Genomic DNA, 15,474 nt, shown 5'->3' on the forward strand with positions numbered 1-15,474 from the left:
CTCCGCCGTCAGGCCGCTGCTGCGAGACCCCGAACGGTCAACTCCGCCACCCGCCGCGCCTGCGCGTCCACGGCAAGAGCCGCGTCGCAGGCGTTTTGGGAACCGGAATCCACCCCCGAAGCCGTCACGCGCGACAAGGTGTCGGCGACGACTGCGGCAATATTTAGAAAGCCCAGTCGGCGGTCAAGGAAAGCCAGGGCCGCCACCTCGTTCGCGGCGTTGAAGACGATCGGGGCCACGCCCCCCGCCTGCAGCGCCTGACGGGCCAGTTTCAGCATCGGAAACCGGGTCTCATCCGGGGCCTCGAAGGTCAGGCGGCCCAGCGCGGCGAGGTCCAGCCGGGGCGCGGCCCAGCCGATCCGGTCAGGCCAGGCCAGGGCGCAGGCGATCGGCGTCTTCATGTCCGGCGGCCCCATCTGGGCCAGCGTCGAGCCGTCGACGTACTCCACCAGACTGTGAATGATCGATTCAGGGTGCACCACCACATCGATCCGCCCGGCCGGCGTATCGAACAGATAGGCCGCCTCGATCATCTCCAGCCCCTTGTTGGCCATGCTGGCGCTGTCGACCGAAATCTTGGCCCCCATGCTCCAATTGGGATGGGCCACGGCCTGCTCGGGAGTGATTCCCGCCATATCGCCGACCGGCGTGGTCCGGAACGGGCCGCCGGACGCGGTCAGGACCAGCTTCGACACCTGCTCCGGCGCCTCATGCGGGAAGACCTGGAAGATCGCCGAATGCTCCGAGTCCACCGGGATCAGCCGCCCGCCCGACGCCTTGACCCGTTCGATCAGGGCCGGACCACAGCAGACCAGGCTTTCCTTATTGGCCAGCGCCAGCGTCGCCCCCGTCCCCGCCGCCGCCCAGGCGGACCGCAGGCCCGCCGCGCCGACTATGGAGGCCATCACCCAGTCCACAGGCCGCGTCGCCGCCTCGGTGATCGCCGCCTCGCCCGCCGCCGCCTCGACGCCGGTTCCCGAAAGGGCCTCGCGCAGGTCGGTCAATCGGGCCGGATCGGCGGTGATGGCCAGCTTCGGCTTCCAGCGTCGGGCCTGCTCGGCCAGTCGGGCGATGTTGGCGCCCCCGGTCAGAACCTCGACCTCGAACGCCCCTGCCCCGCTCGCCTCGGCCTGCGCCATGAGGTCCAGCGTCGAACAGCCGACCGACCCGGTCGAGCCCAGCACGGTCACGCGACGGCGGATCACGCGCCGCCTCCGTGCAGACCGAGCATGATCAACTTCCCGCAGGCGACGATCACGACGGCGAACATCAGACCGTCCACCCGATCCAGCAGCCCGCCATGACCGGGGATCAGCTTGCCCGCATCCTTGACCCCGTACCGGCGCTTCAACGCGGATTCCCAAAGGTCGCCCGCCATGGTGGCGGTCGCGGCGAGCAGACCCAGAAGCCCGCCCCACAGTCCGATCCCCATATCCAGATAGGCGCCCAGCAAGGCGCCGCACACCGCGCCGCCGATCAGGCCGCCGATGAACCCGGACCAGGTCTTGTTGGGCGAGTAGCGCGGCCACAGCTTGGGCCCGCCGATCGAGGATCCGGCCAGATAGGCGATGCTGTCGGCGCTCCAGGTGACCATGAAGGCGAAGACTGTCCAGTACACGCCCATATAGGGAGCCGTCTCGGTGTCGCCGGCGCGCAGCCAGACCAGCAGGATCGCGGGCCAGCCGAGGTAGAGCACGCCATAGGCCGCATCCAGCGCCTCCTGCCCCCGGCTCCGGGCGAACAGGGCCGCGGCCGCAGCGCAGAACACCAGCATGACCAGCGCCAGTGAAAGCTGGCCCACGTGGGCGGAAATCACGGCGGCGAACAGCCCCAGGCCGACCGCGCCGGCCACCAGAGGCCAGGCCCTGGCCGCGCTCATCCGGGCCCATTCGACGGCCAGCAGGGCGCAGGCGATCAGCATCAGCCCCAGGAACCAGACACCGCCGGCCCAGATGACCAGCCCCGCCCCGGCGGACAGCACGATGCCTGATGCGAACCTCAGCCCGACTTCCCGCGGCTTCATCGCCATCAGACGGCCGCCCTGGCGGCGGGGCGCCCGCCGTAGCGGCGGTCACGGCTCCGGAACTGTTCGACCACCTCGGCCAGCGCGGCCTCACCGTAGTCGGGCCAGAGAATGTCCTGATAGACCAGCTCGGCGTAGGCGGCTTCCCACAGCAGGAAGTTCGAAAGGCGATATTCTCCCGATGTGCGCACGATCACATCCACCGGCGGCCCGCCTGCGGTGGACAGTCCGGCGCCCAGCGAGGCCTCATCCAGCGGCTCGACCGTCTCGCCCGCCTTCACCCGTTCGACATAGCGGCGGGCGGCATCGACGATGTCCGCCCGACCGCCGTAGTTGAAGGCGACCTGCAGGATGAATTTGTCATTGTGCGCGGTCTCGGCCTCGGCCTTGTCCACGATCTTGGCGATGTCGGCCGGCAGCCCCTCGCGGCGGCCGAGAACGCGCAGACGGACCCCCGCCTTCTCCAGCCGCTTCAGATCGCTGCCGACATAGGTGCGCACAAGCCCCATCAGGTCGGACACCTCGTCGGCCGGACGCTGCCAGTTCTCGGTCGAAAAGCCGAACACGGTCAGGCACTGGATGCCCAGCTTGGGCGCGACCTGGATCGTCCGTTTGAGCGCCTGAACGCCCTCCCGGTGCCCGACGGCGCGCGGCAGACCACGCGCCTCGGCCCAGCGGCCGTTGCCGTCCATGATCAACGCGACATGGCGCGGCCCGGGAGAGGTGGGACCTTCGGGCGTCTGACTGGCGGGTTCGGCGCTCATGCGTCGGCGGGTTCCTGGAACAGGTCTGAGACCTCAGACCTGCATGATCTCAACTTCCTTGGCCTTCAAGGTCTCGTCGATGCGCTTGATGGCCGCGTCCGTGTCCTTCTGGACCTCGGCCTCCATCTTCTTCTGCTCGTCCTGGCTGATGTCCGAAGCCTTTTCGGCCTTCTTCAGATCATCGTTGGCGTCGCGACGAACGTTGCGGACGGCGATCTTCTGCTGCTCGGCGTATTTGCCGGCCAGCTTCACATATTCCTTGCGGCGTTCTTCGGTCAGCGGCGGGATCGGAATACGCAGGGTCTGGCCGTCGACGATCGGGTTCAGGCCCAGACCGGCGGCGCGGATGGCCTTCTCGACCGAAACCACCATGCCCTTGTCCCAGACGCTGACCGAGATCAGGCGCGGCTCCGGTACGCTGATGGCGGCCACGGCGTTCAGCGGCGAGGTCGAGCCGTAGGCCTCGACCTGCACGGGGTCCAGCAGGCCCGCGTTGGCCCGGCCGGTGCGCAGGCCGGAGAATTCTTCCTTCAGGGCGGTGACCGCCTTGTCCATGCGGTCGCGGTAGGTCTTGAGATCGGGCTTGGCCATGATCGTTTCTCTCGGCTTCTTATAGGTTTGTCAGGCGGCCTTGCCGTCCGCGCTGATGACGGTGAAGGGACCCTTGCCCGTCAGGGCGTTGCGGAACGAACCGTCCTCACGGATCGAGAAGACCACGATAGGGATGCCCGAGTCACGCATCAGGGCCACGGCCGAGGCGTCCATCACCTTCAGGTCGCGCGCCAGCACGTCGTGATAGGTCAGGGTGTCGTAGCGGGTCGCCGTGGCGTCCTTCTTGGGGTCGGCGGTGTAAACGCCGTCCACGCTGGTGCCCTTCAGCAGGGCGTCGCAGCCCATTTCAGCGGCGCGCAGGGCGGCGCCCGAGTCGGTCGTAAAGAAGGGCGCGCCGACGCCGGCGGCGAAGATAACCACGCGGCCCTTCTCCAGGTGACGCAGGGCGCGACGGCGCACATAGGGCTCGGCCACGGCGTTCATGGTCAGGGCGCTCTGCACCCGGGTCTGGACGCCGTGCTTCTCAAGCGCGGCCTGCATGGCCAGGGCGTTCATCACCGTCGCCAGCATGCCCATGTAATCGGCCGAGGCGCGATCCATGTCGCCAGCCGCCTTCGACAGGCCGCGGAAGATGTTCCCGCCGCCGATCACCAGACAGATCTCGACGCCCTCGCGGGAGACTTCGGCGATGGCCGCCGCCACGTCGGCCACGGTCTTCATGTCGATGCCGTAGCCCTGGTCGCCCATCAGCACCTCGCCCGAGACCTTCAGCAGGACGCGTTTGTAGCGGAACTCGGACGGGACGTCGGGCATGGGGGCAGACCTTGGGCGGGGGAATCGGCTCCTTATAGGAACCTCATCGCCCGCTTCAAAGCCCTGATCCTAAAGACGCAGGATGATCGTCTCGACGATCGGCCTGCGGTCCCAGATTTGTTGACTGGCCTTCTTCAGCGCTCGTGAGATGGCCTGTTCGATGACCATTTCGTCTTCCAGCGCCTCGCCTTTCAGCTTGCCGACCACCTGCTCGACCCGTTCCGCCAGATCATCCAGAGCGTCGCCCAGCGGCGCTTCCTCGTCGCCGGGCAGGCCGATGCCGCGCACGTCGATGTCGCTGACGATCTTGCCGCGCTTGTCCATCGCGAAGCTGACGATCAGCACGCCGTTGGTCGAGGCGTGACGACGCTCGTGCAGCGCCTCACCCTGTTCGGTGACCAGACGCCCGCCGTCAACGTATAGACGGCCGCTCGGAACCTCGTCGATAATCGCCGCCGGACCGGGGGCCAGACGAACCATGTCGCCGTTGCGCGGCGTGATCGATTCCGGAACGCCGACGTCCCGGGCCAGGTTGGCGTGCTCGACCAGATGGCGGCGCATGCCGTGGGTGGGCACGGCGATCTTCGGCCGCGCCCATTCGTACATCTGGCGCAGTTCGTCCCGGCACGGGTGGCCCGAGACGTGGATGCCGCGGTGATCCTTCTCGGTGTAGAGGCGCACGCCCCGGTCGGCGAGCTTGTCCTGCAGCCGCCCAACCGACAGCTCGTTGCCCGGAATGACCCGCGACGAGAAGATGCAGTGATCGCCGTTCGACAGCTTCACATAGGGGTGGGTGCCTTCGGCCACGCGTGACAGCGCCGCGCGCACCTCGCCTTGGCTGCCGGTGCAGAGGTACAGGATCTCGTCAGCCGGCCAGACGCGGGCTTCCTGCTCGCTCAGGAACGGCTTGATGTCATGCAGCATGCCGACGTGCTTGGCGGCGGCCGTGATGCGGTGCATCGACCGACCCGCCAGCGACACGCGACGGCCCGCGGCCTCGGCGGCGCGGATCACGCTGTCCATGCGCGCGACGTTGGAGGCGAAGCAGCCGACCGCGATCCGCCCCTTCAGGCCGCTGATCAGTTCCGACAGGGCCTCCCGCACGCCGCCCTCGGACCCCGCCGAGCCTTCGACGAAGACGTTGGTGGAATCGCACACCATCGCCAGCACGCCCTCGTCGCCCAGACGGGTGATGGCGTCGGCGTCGGTGACGCCGCCGATGACCGGATCATCATCGATTTTCCAGTCGCCGGTGTGCAGGATCGTGCCCAGCGGCGTCTTGATCGCCAGACCGTTCGGCTCGGCGATGGAGTGGGTCATGGTGACCATGGTCACCTGGAACGGCCCCAGATCGATCGTCCCGCCCAGCGGCACCTCGATCAGCTCCACCTGATCCAGAATGCCGGCCTCGCGCAGCTTCTCGCGGATAAGATAGGCGGTGAACGGCGTGGCGTAGAGCGGCGCCTTCATGCGCGTCCACAGCCAGCCGAGAGCGCCGATATGGTCCTCGTGCGCGTGGGTCAGCACGATGCCGCGGATTTTCTCGCCTTCGAGGAAGGCGGGGTCCGGCACGATCACGTCCACGCCGGGCGTCGACAAATCGCCGAAGGTCACGCCCACGTCCACGATCAGCCATTGGCGATCACGCTCGGGGCCGTAGCCATACAGATTCAGGTTCATCCCGATCTCGCCCGATCCGCCCAGCGGCAGGAAGACGAGTTCGTCGTCAGTTCGTTTTTTCATATGTCCTTGAGGTGGGTGTTCCGCCGCCAGATTTCCAGCAGGCCGCGGATGGTCAGGTCCGGATCAAACCGGTCAATGCTGTTGGTCGCGCCTTCGAACAGGGAGACCACGCCCCCCGTGCCGATGACGGTCATGGGCTTGCCCCACTCGGCCTTGATGCGGGCGACCAGCCCCTCGATCAGGGCGATGTATCCCCAGAACACGCCGGATTGCATGTTCGAGACGGTGTCCTTGCCGATCACCTTGTCCGGCTTCTGGATGGCGATGCGGGGCAACATTGCGGCGGCCTCGTGCAGGGCCTGCAGGCTTAGGTTCACGCCCGGGGCGATAATCCCGCCCTCGAAGGCGCCGTCGGCGGCGATGACGTCGAAGGTCGTGGCCGTGCCGCTGTCGATGACAATCAGATCGCCCGGATACAGCAGATGCGCCCCGATGGCGTTGACCAGCCGGTCCGCCCCCGCCTCGCTCGGCTTCAGGATGCGCACCGGAATGCCCAGATCGACATTGTCGCCGATCACCAGCGGCTCACTCGACAGATAGCGGCGCGACAGGTTGCGCAGGTTGAAGATCGACTGCGGCACCACGGACGAGATGATGCAGCCCGTCAGGTCCGCCAGCGTCAGCCCGCGCGTGGTCAGCAGCTGGGCCAGCCAGACCGCATACTCATCCGCCGTGCGTTGCGAGTCCGTGGACGCGCGCCACTGGGCGATCCATTCGCGCCCGTCATGGACGGCGAACAGCGTGTTCGTATTGCCCTGCTCGATCGCCAGCAGCATCAGTGGGCCTCCCCGAAGAACACATCGCCCGCGGAAATCAGCCGCAGCGAACCATCCGCCAGTCTCAGTTTCAACGCCCCGTCCGGCGCGACGCCCTCGGCGCGGCCCTCGACGGTCTCATGCCCCAGCCGGGCCACGGCAGGGCCGTCCAGCCCCCGCGTCCGCGCCGCCCAGGCGTCGAGGATGGGCGAAAAGCCCAGCGTCTCCCAACGCTCCAGCCAGACGCCGAACGTCCCGGCCAGTTCCTCGACCGCGCGCTCCACCTTCGGGGGGGCGATGTGGGCGGCGGACAGATGGTGCGACAGGGCGGTGGCGGGACGCTCCGTCCCCTGCGGCGCCTCGGCCAGATTAACCCCGATCCCGACCGCCAACCACAGCCCGCCGTCCGCATGGGCGCCGGACTCGACCAGGATGCCGCAAGCCTTCACGCCCGCCAGCATCACGTCATTGGGCCATTTGATCGTCACCAGCGACGGCGGCGCATAGCGGTCCAGCAGGTCCGTCACGGCCAGAGCCGCGATGAAGGTCACCTGCGCCGCCTCGGCGGGCGACTTGCGGGTGGTGGCCAACAGGGTGCTGAACAGGTTGCCCGTGCTGGCTTCCCACACCCTGCCCCGCCGACCGCGCCCGGCGGTCTGGCGGCGGGCGGCGATCCACAGTGGTCCCGTCTCTCCCGCCTCGGCCCGGCGACGGGCCTCGGCGTTGGTGGAATCGATCTGATCGAGCAGCAGGACCGGAGCGGTCGCCAAGCCTAGCCGCCTCCGAAGCCCGACGCGGCGCGCGCGGCCAGCGGCACCAGCCACGGCAGGGCGACGAGCACGACCGGGAAGCTGAAGGCGGCGGCGGTCAGGGCGATGGTCCTGGCCTCGACCGGCGCGGCGTCTGTCGCCACGGCGCCTTCCGGAGCCGGATCGAACCACATCACCTTCAGGATGCGCAGGTAGTAGAAGCCGGCCACGACCGACGCGACCAGACCGGCGGCGCCGACCAGCCAGTAGCCGGCCTCTGCGGCGGCGCCGAACACATAGTACTTGGCCCAGAAGCCCGACAGCGGCGGCATGCCCAGCACCGACAGCGACAGGATCGTCAGCGCGATCGTCATCAGGGGTCGCTCCTTACGCAGCCCCGCGAGATCGCTGATCTTGCGGATCGGACGTCCATTGCGGCTCAGCGACAGCAGAATGCCGAAGAAGCCGAACTGGTCGATCACGTACAGGGTCATGAACAGCAGCATGGCCTGAACGCCGAAGGTCGTCCCCGCGGCGATGCCCAGCAGGGCGTAACCGATGTTGGCGATCGACGAATAGGCCAGCAGGCGTTGCAGGTCCTTCTGAACCAGACCGCCGAACGCGCCGACGGCGAAGCTGATCAGCGAGATCAGGATCAGCACCTGCGCCCACTGGGCGTAGGAGTTGGCGAAGGCGCCTTCCAGTGTGCGGGCGATCAGCACCATGGCCGCGACCTTGGGGGCGGTGGCGAACAGGGCCACGACCGGGGTCGGGGCGCCCTCGTACACGTCCGGGGTCCACATGTGGAACGGCGCGGCCGAGACCTTGAACGCCAGACCCGAGATCAGGAACACCAGACCAAAGATCAGGCCGGTCGACTGGTTGGCGGCGGCGTAGGCGGCGATGTCCTCAAAGCGCATCGAGCCGGTGAAGCCGTAGATCAGGCTGGCGCCGTACAGCAGCAGGCCCGACGACAGCGCGCCCAGCACGAAATACTTCAGACCCGCTTCCGACGCCTTCAGGTCGTCGCGGTGGAAGGCGGCCAGCACATAGAGCGCCAGCGAATGCAGCTCGATGCCGACGTAGAGCGAGATCAGGTCGCCCGACGAGGCCATCATGCCCATACCGGCCGAGGCCAGCACGATCAGGATCGGGAACTCGAACTTGGCGATCTTCTTGCGGTGCATCCAGCCGTTGCCCAGCACGATGGCCGCGGCGCTGGACAGGAAGATCACGGCCTTGCCGTAGACGGCCAGCGGATCGGCCACATAGGCGCCGTTGAAGGCCTGGCCGAGCGGACCGGTCACCGTCACGACCGTGGCGGCGATCAGCAGCAGGACCGACAGCCAGGACACCAGCCCTGCGCTGCGCTCGCCCGAGAAGGCGCCGACCATCAGCAGCACAAGGCCGCCGACCGCGAGCGTGATCTCGGGAGCCGAAAGGTGAAGGGCGGAAATCAGATCAGGCATCATGGTCTCAGCCACCGATCGCGAGTTGATAGGCGGACGTCAGGCCGGCGACGGCGGCGTTGGTGTAGTCCAGCACCAGACCGGGCTGCACGCCCAGCCACAGGGTGCCGAGGATCAGCGGGACGAAGATCAGCAGCTCGCGCTTGTCGATGTCCGAGATGGTCTTCAGCGCCGGGTTGGTGATCTCGCCGAACATGACGTTGCGGTACAGCGTCAGGGCATAGACCGCCGAGAAGATCACGCCCGAGGCCGCGACGAACGCCGTCCAGGTCGACACCTGATAGATGCCGGTCATGGTCAGGATTTCGCCGATGAAGCCCGAGGTGCCCGGCAGGCCGACGTTGGCCATGGTGAACATCAGGAAGATGGCGGCGAACCACGGCATGCGGCTGGTCAGACCGCCGTAGAAGGCGATCTCGCGGGTGTGCATCCGGTCATAGACCACGCCGACGCAGAGGAAGAGCGCGCCCGAGATCAGGCCGTGGCTCAGCATCTGGAAGATCGCGCCCTGCACGCCCTGATCGTTGCCGGCGAAGATGCCCATGGTCACGAAGCCCATGTGCGCGACAGACGAATAGGCGATCAGCTTCTTGATGTCGGTCTGACGGAAGGCGACCAGCGAGGTGTAGACGATGGCGATGGCCGACAGGGTCCACACCAGCGGCGCGAACATCTGCGACGCCAGCGGGAACATCGGAAGGTTGAACAGGATGAAGCCGTAGCCGCCGAGCTTCAGCAGGATGCCGGCCAGAATGACCGACCCCGCCGTCGGCGCCTGAACGTGGGCGTCCGGAAGCCAGGTATGCACCGGCCACATCGGCATCTTCACCGCGAACGAGGCGAAGAAGGCGAACCACAGCAAGGGCTGGGCGGCGGGCGAGAAGGCGAACTCCTTCAGCTCCGGGATGCTGGTGGTGCCGGCGGTATGCGCCATCCACAGCATGGCCAGCAGCATCAGGACCGATCCCAGCAAGGTGTACAGGAAGAATTTGTACGCCGCGTAGATGCGGTTCTGGCCGCCCCACACCCCGATGATGATGAACATCGGGACCAGGGTGCCTTCGAAGAAGATGTAGAACAGGAAGATGTCGAGCGAGGTGAAGACGCCGATGACCAGCGTCTCCAGCACCAGGAAGGCGATCATGTAGTCGCCGACGCGGTCCTTGATCGAGTTCCAGCTGGCCAGAATACAGATCGGCAGCAGGAAGGCGGTCAGCAGGACGAACAGGATCGAAATCCCGTCCACGCCCAGATGATAGCTCGCGCCGCTGAACCAGCTGATCTTCTCGACGAACTGATAGGCCGCGCTCGACGCGTCGAAATTGGCCACCAGCACGACCGACACGGCCAGGGTCGCCAGGGTCGTGCCCAGGGCGATCCAGCGCGCGGCGCTGTCCGAGCCCTTGCCGCCCAGACGGGTCAGCAGCAGCAGGGCCGCGCCCACCAGAGGAAGGAAGGTGACGACGCTCAGGATGAAGGGGATCTGGGGCAAGATCAGGCTCCCCACCAATAGATGGCGAAGGCGAGGAAGCCGGACAGGCCGAGCAGCATCACGAACGCATAGAAGTAGACATAACCGGACTGGAAGCGGGCCAGTCCGCCGGCGAATTTACGGGACAACCAGGCGAAGCCGTTCGGCCCTCCCCCGTCGATGATCTTCACGTCGCCGACCTTCCAGAACAGGTCGCCCAGCGCCTTGGCGCCCTTGACGAACACGAACTGGTACAGCTCGTCGAAGTACCACTTGTTGACCAGGAAGGCGTGCACCGGGCTGCCGCGATCGGCCATCCGGCGGGCCATGCCCTCCTTCAGGACGTAGAGCCAGAAGGCGGCGAAGGTGCCGATCAGGGTCATCACCAGCGGCGACCACTTCACCCAGGTCGGGACGTTGTGCGCCTCATGAAGGACGTGGTTGTGCGGGCCCGAGAAGATGGCGGCCTTCCAGAACTCGCCTTCGTGGTGCCCGATGAAGAAGGGCGCGAAGACCAGACCGGCGAAGATGGCGCCGACCGACAGGACCAGCAGCGGGACCAGCATCACCGGCGGGCTCTCGTGCGGCTTCAGCGGACCATGGTGGCCATGATCGTCGTGCGCGTGATCGTCATGCGCGTCCGCCAGCGGCTCGTCATGGGTCTCGATCTGGGCGTGCGACGCATGATCGTCGTGCGCATGCGCATGATCATCGTGATGCTCGTCCTTCCACACAGGCTTGTTGTGGAAGGTCATGAACACCAGACGCCACGAGTAGTAGGCGGTCAGACCGGCGGCGATGATGCCGATGAAGAAGGCGAACAGGCCGATCGGCGAGTGGCCCGAGGCCGCGGCGGCGAAGGCGCTCTCGATGATCGCGTCCTTCGAGTAGAAGCCCGCCAGACCGCCGATGCCGGGGATGCCCAGACCGGTGATGGCGATGGTGCCGATGGTCATGACCGCATAGGTCACGGGCAACAGCTTCCACAGCCCCCCCATCTTCCGCATGTCCTGCTCGTGGTGCATGCCGTGGATCACCGAACCGGCGCCCAGGAACAGCAGGGCCTTGAAGAAGGCGTGCGTGAACAGGTGGAACATGGCCGCCTCATAGGCGCCCACGCCGGCGGCGAAGAACATGTAGCCGAGCTGCGAACAGGTCGAATAGGCGATGACCCGCTTGATGTCGTTCTGGGCCAGCCCGACCGTCGCGGCGAACAGGGCCGTGACCGCGCCGATGGTGGCGACGATCGAGGCGGCGCCCGGCGCGTACTCGAACAGCGGCGACAGCAGGCAGACCATATAGACGCCGGCGGTCACCATGGTGGCCGCGTGGATCAGGGCCGACACCGGGGTCGGGCCTTCCATCGCGTCCGGCAGCCAGGTGTGCAGGAAGAACTGCGCCGACTTGCCCATCGCGCCGATGAACAGGAGGAAGGCGGCCAGATCGAGCGCCGACCAGGTGTGGCCCAGGAACTCCCAGCCCGTGTTCGCCCTGGCGGCGATCATCGGGAACAGCTCAGCGAACTGGATCGTGCCGAACATCCAGAAGACGGTGAAAATGCCCAGGGCGAAGCCGAAGTCGCCGACGCGGTTGACCACGAAGGCCTTGATGGCGGCGGCGCTGGCCGAGGGCTTTTTGTACCAGAAGCCGATCAGCAGATAGGAGGCCAGACCCACGCCTTCCCAGCCGAAGAACAACTGCATGAAGTCGGCGGCGGTCACCAGCGCCAGCATGGCGAAGGTGAACAGCGACAGGTAGGCGAAGAACCGCGGCTTGTCCGGGTCCTCGGCCATATAGCCCCAGGAATAAAGGTGAACCAGCGACGAGACGCTGGTCACGACCACCAGCATGGTGGCCGACAGGGCGTCGATCCGGATCGACCAGTTCGACACGAAGTCGCCGACGTGGATGAACGGCGCCAGCGTGATGGTGAAGGGCTCGAGATGCCCCCACGTCCACTGACCGAAGACCGTCCAGGAGACGGCGCAGGCGAAGAACAGCAGGCCCGTGGTGATGGACTGCGACAGGACATTGCCCAGTCGACGACCCGACAGGCCGACGATGGTCGCGCCCAGAAGCGGCGCGAAAATCCCGAGAGTGACGAGGAGCTGGAGGTTCACGATCAGCCCTTCATGACCGAGGCGTCGTCCACGGCGATGTCGCCGCGGTTACGGAAGAAGGTCACCAGAATAGCCAGACCCACGGCGGCCTCGGCGGCCGCGACGGTGAGCACGAACATGGCCATGATCTGCCCCGACACGTCGTTGAGGTAGGTCGAGAAGGCGACGAAATTGATGTTCACGGCCAGCAGGATCAGCTCGACCGACATCAGGATGATGATGACGTTCTTGCGGTTCACGAAGATGCCGAACACCCCGATGGTGAACAGGATGGCGGCGACCGCCAGATAGTGCTGCAGGGTGACGACCATCAGACCAGGTCCTCCGGGTTGACGCCCGCGCCGGTGGCGACCGACTTCACTTCCAGCGCCTTCTTGGCGTCGCGCGCGACCTGATCGGCGACGTTCTGGCGTTTGACGTGGGGCTTGTGACGCAGGGTCAGGACGATGGCGCCGATCATCGCGATCAGCAGCACGATGCCCGCCGCCTGGAAGAAGTAGACGTAGTCCGTGTAGAGCACCCGACCAATGGTCTCGACGTTCGAGGCGTCTGCGGTCGAGGCCACCGGGACCGTCTTGTCGGCGGCCGCGCCGCCGACGACGGTGGCCAGGGCGATCATGACCATCTCGGCCAGCAGGATGCCCGCCACGATCACCGCCAGCGGCATATACCGCGCGAACCCTTCGCGCAGCCGCAGGAAGTCGACGTCCAGCATCATCACCACGAACAGGAACAGCACCGCGACCGCGCCGACGTAGACGACGATCAGCAGCATGGCGAGGAACTCCGCGCCGAGCAGGACGAACAGACCCGCCGCCGTGAAGAACGTCAGGATCAGGAAAAGAACGCTGTGCACCGGGTTCTTCGCGGTGACGACCAGAAGGGCGCTCACCACGGCAACCGCCGCCAGCACATAGAAGGCTATGCCTTGCAACATCGGAGGCCTCGGCCCCTTTCGGTTATGGGCGGCGACCCCGTTCGGAATCGCCTCCCCGTTTCGCGTCTGCGCCTTAACGGTAAGGCGCGTCGAGTTCCAGATTCTTGGCGATCAGCCGTTCCCAACGATCCCCGTTCGAGAGCAGCCGGTCCTTGTCGTACAGTAGTTCCTCGCGCGTCTCGGTCGTGAACTCCGAGTTCGGACCTTCGACGATCGCGTCCACCGGGCAGGCCTCCTGGCACAGGCCGCAGTAGATGCATTTGACCATGTCGATGTCGTACCGGGTCGTGCGGCGGCTGCCGTCGGCGCGCGGTTCGGCCTCGATGGTGATGGCTTGCGCCGGACAGATGGCCTCGCACAGCTTGCAGGCGATGCAGCGTTCCTCGCCGTTCGCATAGCGGCGCAGCGCGTGCTCACCGCGGAAGCGCGGCGACTGCGGGTTCCGCTCGAACGGATAGTTCACCGTCATCTTCGGACGGGCCATGTATTTCAGCGACAGGCCGAGCGCGCCGACGACGTCGATCAGCAACGCCCCCTTCGCAGCCTGGACGAGACGGTTCAGCATTATTGCGCGCCTCCGGTACGCGGGCACTCGCGGGCGTAACGCTCGCTCTGTTTATCCATCGCCTCGCAACGCTGAAGGCGCTCGGCCTCTTGACGCTCGATGCGTTCCTGCCGCTGCTGCCACTGATAGGGCGACACCGGCATGGGTTCGTAGGGTTCCCCGGCGCAGGCGCCGAGGGTGACAGCCGCGAGGGCGATCAGGGTCACGCGGATCATCGGTCCCTCCTCACCACGCGATCACAGCCGTCCGGCTGATCGTCGCGTTCGCTGCGGTCATCCCGGCAGGCCGGGTGGTTGCGGTCATTGCGGTCGCGCGCGCGCTCGGCCCGGTCCATGTCGCCCATGGGCGAGCCCACTTCCGGCGTGATCGGCCGGAAGGTGCAGCCGCCGACGACCGAAGCCGTCAACACCAGACCGGAAAGGGCGAGCGCGCGGATCATCCGCCCCACCCGTAAACGCGCGAGGCCACCAGCCAGCCCGAGGTCACGATGACCGCCAGCAGCGAGGTCGGCAGGAAGATCTTCCAGCCCAGACGCATCAGCTGGTCATAGCGGTAGCGGGGCACGAAGCCCTTCACGAGCGCGAACATGATGAACCAGAAGACGATCTTCACGAAGAAGGTCAGCAGGTAGATCGAGTACTCGATCCACGCCGGCAGGCTGTCGAGCCACGCCTGCGGCAGGCCGGGGTTCCAGCCGCCGAAGAACAGGATCGAGATCATCGCGCACATGAAGACGATGTTCACGTACTCGCCCATCATGAAGAGCAGGTACGGGGTCGAGCTGTATTCCACCTGATAACCGGCCACGAGTTCCGACTCGGCTTCCGGCAAGTCGAACGGCGGGCGGTTGGTCTCGGCCAGCGCCGAGATGAAGAAGACGATCATCATCGGGAACAGCACGATGACGGTAGGCCAGGTCCCGGCGCCGCCGCCGAACACGAACCAGTTCCAGATGGCGCCCTGCTGGGCGTCGACGATCCCCGACAGGTTCATCGTCCCGGCCAGCAGGATCACATTGATGATCACCAGACCGATGGACACTTCATACGACACCATCTGCGCCGCCGAACGCAGCGCGCCCAGGAACGGGTACTTCGAGTTCGAAGCCCAGCCGCCCATGATGATGCCGTAGACGCCCAGCGAGCTGATCGCGAGCACGTACAGGATGCCGATGTTCAGGTCCGAAATGACCCAGCCCGGCGCGAACGGAATGACCGCCCAGACCATGAAGGCCGTGATCACGGTGATGATCGGCGCCAGCAGGAAGATCGACTTGTCCGCGCCCGCGGGGACGACGATTTCCTTCAGCACGAATTTGATCATGTCCGCGAAGGACTGAAGCAGGCCGAAGGGACCGACGACGTTCGGGCCCTTGCGCATCTGGATGGCGGCCCAGACCTTGCGGTCGGCCAGCAGCAGGAAGGCGACGGCCACCAGCACGCCGACCGTGACGAGCAGGATCGCGCCGATGGTGGCGAGCGTCCAGCCGAGAGGAGTGGTCCAGAAGTCCATA

The 15,474-nt window shown here is 66.4% G+C and carries 17 protein-coding genes; all 17 read right to left on the bottom strand.

The window, feature by feature from the left end; all coding sequences use genetic code 11:
- Positions 1-8: 8 nt before the first annotated feature.
- The 17 genes from dxr to nuoH all read right to left on the bottom strand — a co-directional run bounded on the left by dxr (position 9) and on the right by nuoH (position 15,473).
- A complete protein-coding gene (gene dxr / locus ACODRV_RS07365; protein WP_488907889.1) occupies positions 9-1,205 on the bottom strand; it encodes a 1-deoxy-D-xylulose-5-phosphate reductoisomerase in 1,197 nt (398 codons plus the stop codon).
- Positions 1,202-2,029: a phosphatidate cytidylyltransferase gene (locus ACODRV_RS07370; RefSeq protein WP_141626515.1), complete on the bottom strand. Its 828-nt coding sequence runs from the start codon at positions 2,027-2,029 to the stop codon at positions 1,202-1,204. The genes dxr and ACODRV_RS07370 overlap by 4 nt, the downstream gene beginning before the upstream one ends.
- Positions 2,029-2,787, bottom strand: coding sequence for a polyprenyl diphosphate synthase (gene uppS / locus ACODRV_RS07375; protein ID WP_488907890.1), 759 nt, complete (start codon positions 2,785-2,787; stop codon positions 2,029-2,031). Before uppS ends, ACODRV_RS07370 begins: the two co-directional genes overlap by 1 nt.
- 33 nt (positions 2,788-2,820) lie before the next feature.
- The gene (gene frr, locus ACODRV_RS07380) at positions 2,821-3,378 is read right to left on the bottom strand and encodes a ribosome recycling factor (RefSeq protein WP_141626513.1); all 558 of its coding nucleotides are present in this window, start codon (positions 3,376-3,378) and stop codon (positions 2,821-2,823) included.
- Between the two features lie 30 nt (positions 3,379-3,408).
- A complete protein-coding gene (gene pyrH / locus ACODRV_RS07385) occupies positions 3,409-4,152 on the bottom strand; it encodes a UMP kinase (RefSeq protein WP_141626512.1) in 744 nt (247 codons plus the stop codon).
- A 69-nt stretch (positions 4,153-4,221) separates the two neighbouring features.
- Positions 4,222-5,895 (bottom strand): ribonuclease J, encoded by a 1,674-nt coding sequence (locus ACODRV_RS07390; protein WP_488907891.1) that lies wholly within the window; start codon positions 5,893-5,895, stop codon positions 4,222-4,224.
- On the bottom strand, positions 5,892-6,674 hold the full coding sequence (locus ACODRV_RS07395) for a type III pantothenate kinase (RefSeq protein WP_141626510.1): 783 nt from the start codon (positions 6,672-6,674) through the stop codon (positions 5,892-5,894). Before ACODRV_RS07395 ends, ACODRV_RS07390 begins: the two co-directional genes overlap by 4 nt.
- Positions 6,671-7,420 carry a biotin--[acetyl-CoA-carboxylase] ligase gene (locus ACODRV_RS07400; RefSeq protein WP_141626509.1) on the bottom strand — a complete coding sequence of 250 codons (750 nt, stop codon included), beginning with the start codon at positions 7,418-7,420 and terminating at the stop codon, positions 6,671-6,673. The genes ACODRV_RS07395 and ACODRV_RS07400 overlap by 4 nt, the downstream gene beginning before the upstream one ends.
- Positions 7,421-7,422: 2 nt before the next feature.
- A complete protein-coding gene (nuoN, locus tag ACODRV_RS07405) occupies positions 7,423-8,868 on the bottom strand; it encodes an NADH-quinone oxidoreductase subunit NuoN (protein WP_488907892.1) in 1,446 nt (481 codons plus the stop codon).
- A gap of 7 nt (positions 8,869-8,875) precedes the next feature.
- The gene (locus tag ACODRV_RS07410; protein WP_488908069.1) at positions 8,876-10,351 is read right to left on the bottom strand and encodes an NADH-quinone oxidoreductase subunit M; all 1,476 of its coding nucleotides are present in this window, start codon (positions 10,349-10,351) and stop codon (positions 8,876-8,878) included.
- Positions 10,352-10,362: 11 nt separating this feature from the next.
- A complete protein-coding gene (gene nuoL / locus ACODRV_RS07415) occupies positions 10,363-12,459 on the bottom strand; it encodes an NADH-quinone oxidoreductase subunit L (RefSeq protein ID WP_488907893.1) in 2,097 nt (698 codons plus the stop codon).
- A gap of 2 nt (positions 12,460-12,461) precedes the next feature.
- Entirely contained in the window at positions 12,462-12,770 is a 309-nt protein-coding gene (gene nuoK / locus ACODRV_RS07420; protein WP_141626506.1) for an NADH-quinone oxidoreductase subunit NuoK, read from the bottom strand.
- Entirely contained in the window at positions 12,770-13,396 is a 627-nt protein-coding gene (locus ACODRV_RS07425) for an NADH-quinone oxidoreductase subunit J (RefSeq protein WP_141626505.1), read from the bottom strand. The genes nuoK and ACODRV_RS07425 overlap by 1 nt, the downstream gene beginning before the upstream one ends.
- A gap of 73 nt (positions 13,397-13,469) precedes the next feature.
- The gene (gene nuoI / locus ACODRV_RS07430) at positions 13,470-13,961 is read right to left on the bottom strand and encodes an NADH-quinone oxidoreductase subunit NuoI (RefSeq protein WP_141626504.1); all 492 of its coding nucleotides are present in this window, start codon (positions 13,959-13,961) and stop codon (positions 13,470-13,472) included.
- Positions 13,961-14,176 carry a hypothetical protein gene (locus ACODRV_RS07435; RefSeq protein ID WP_141626503.1) on the bottom strand — a complete coding sequence of 72 codons (216 nt, stop codon included), beginning with the start codon at positions 14,174-14,176 and terminating at the stop codon, positions 13,961-13,963. Before ACODRV_RS07435 ends, nuoI begins: the two co-directional genes overlap by 1 nt.
- Positions 14,173-14,400 carry a hypothetical protein gene (locus tag ACODRV_RS07440; protein ID WP_488907894.1) on the bottom strand — a complete coding sequence of 76 codons (228 nt, stop codon included), beginning with the start codon at positions 14,398-14,400 and terminating at the stop codon, positions 14,173-14,175. The genes ACODRV_RS07435 and ACODRV_RS07440 overlap by 4 nt, the downstream gene beginning before the upstream one ends.
- Positions 14,397-15,473, bottom strand: a complete 1,077-nt coding sequence (gene nuoH, locus ACODRV_RS07445; protein WP_141626501.1) for an NADH-quinone oxidoreductase subunit NuoH — start codon at positions 15,471-15,473, stop codon at positions 14,397-14,399. Before nuoH ends, ACODRV_RS07440 begins: the two co-directional genes overlap by 4 nt.
- Position 15,474 lies beyond the last annotated feature (1 nt).

This window comes from Brevundimonas sp. FG8 (genome assembly GCF_057808845.1).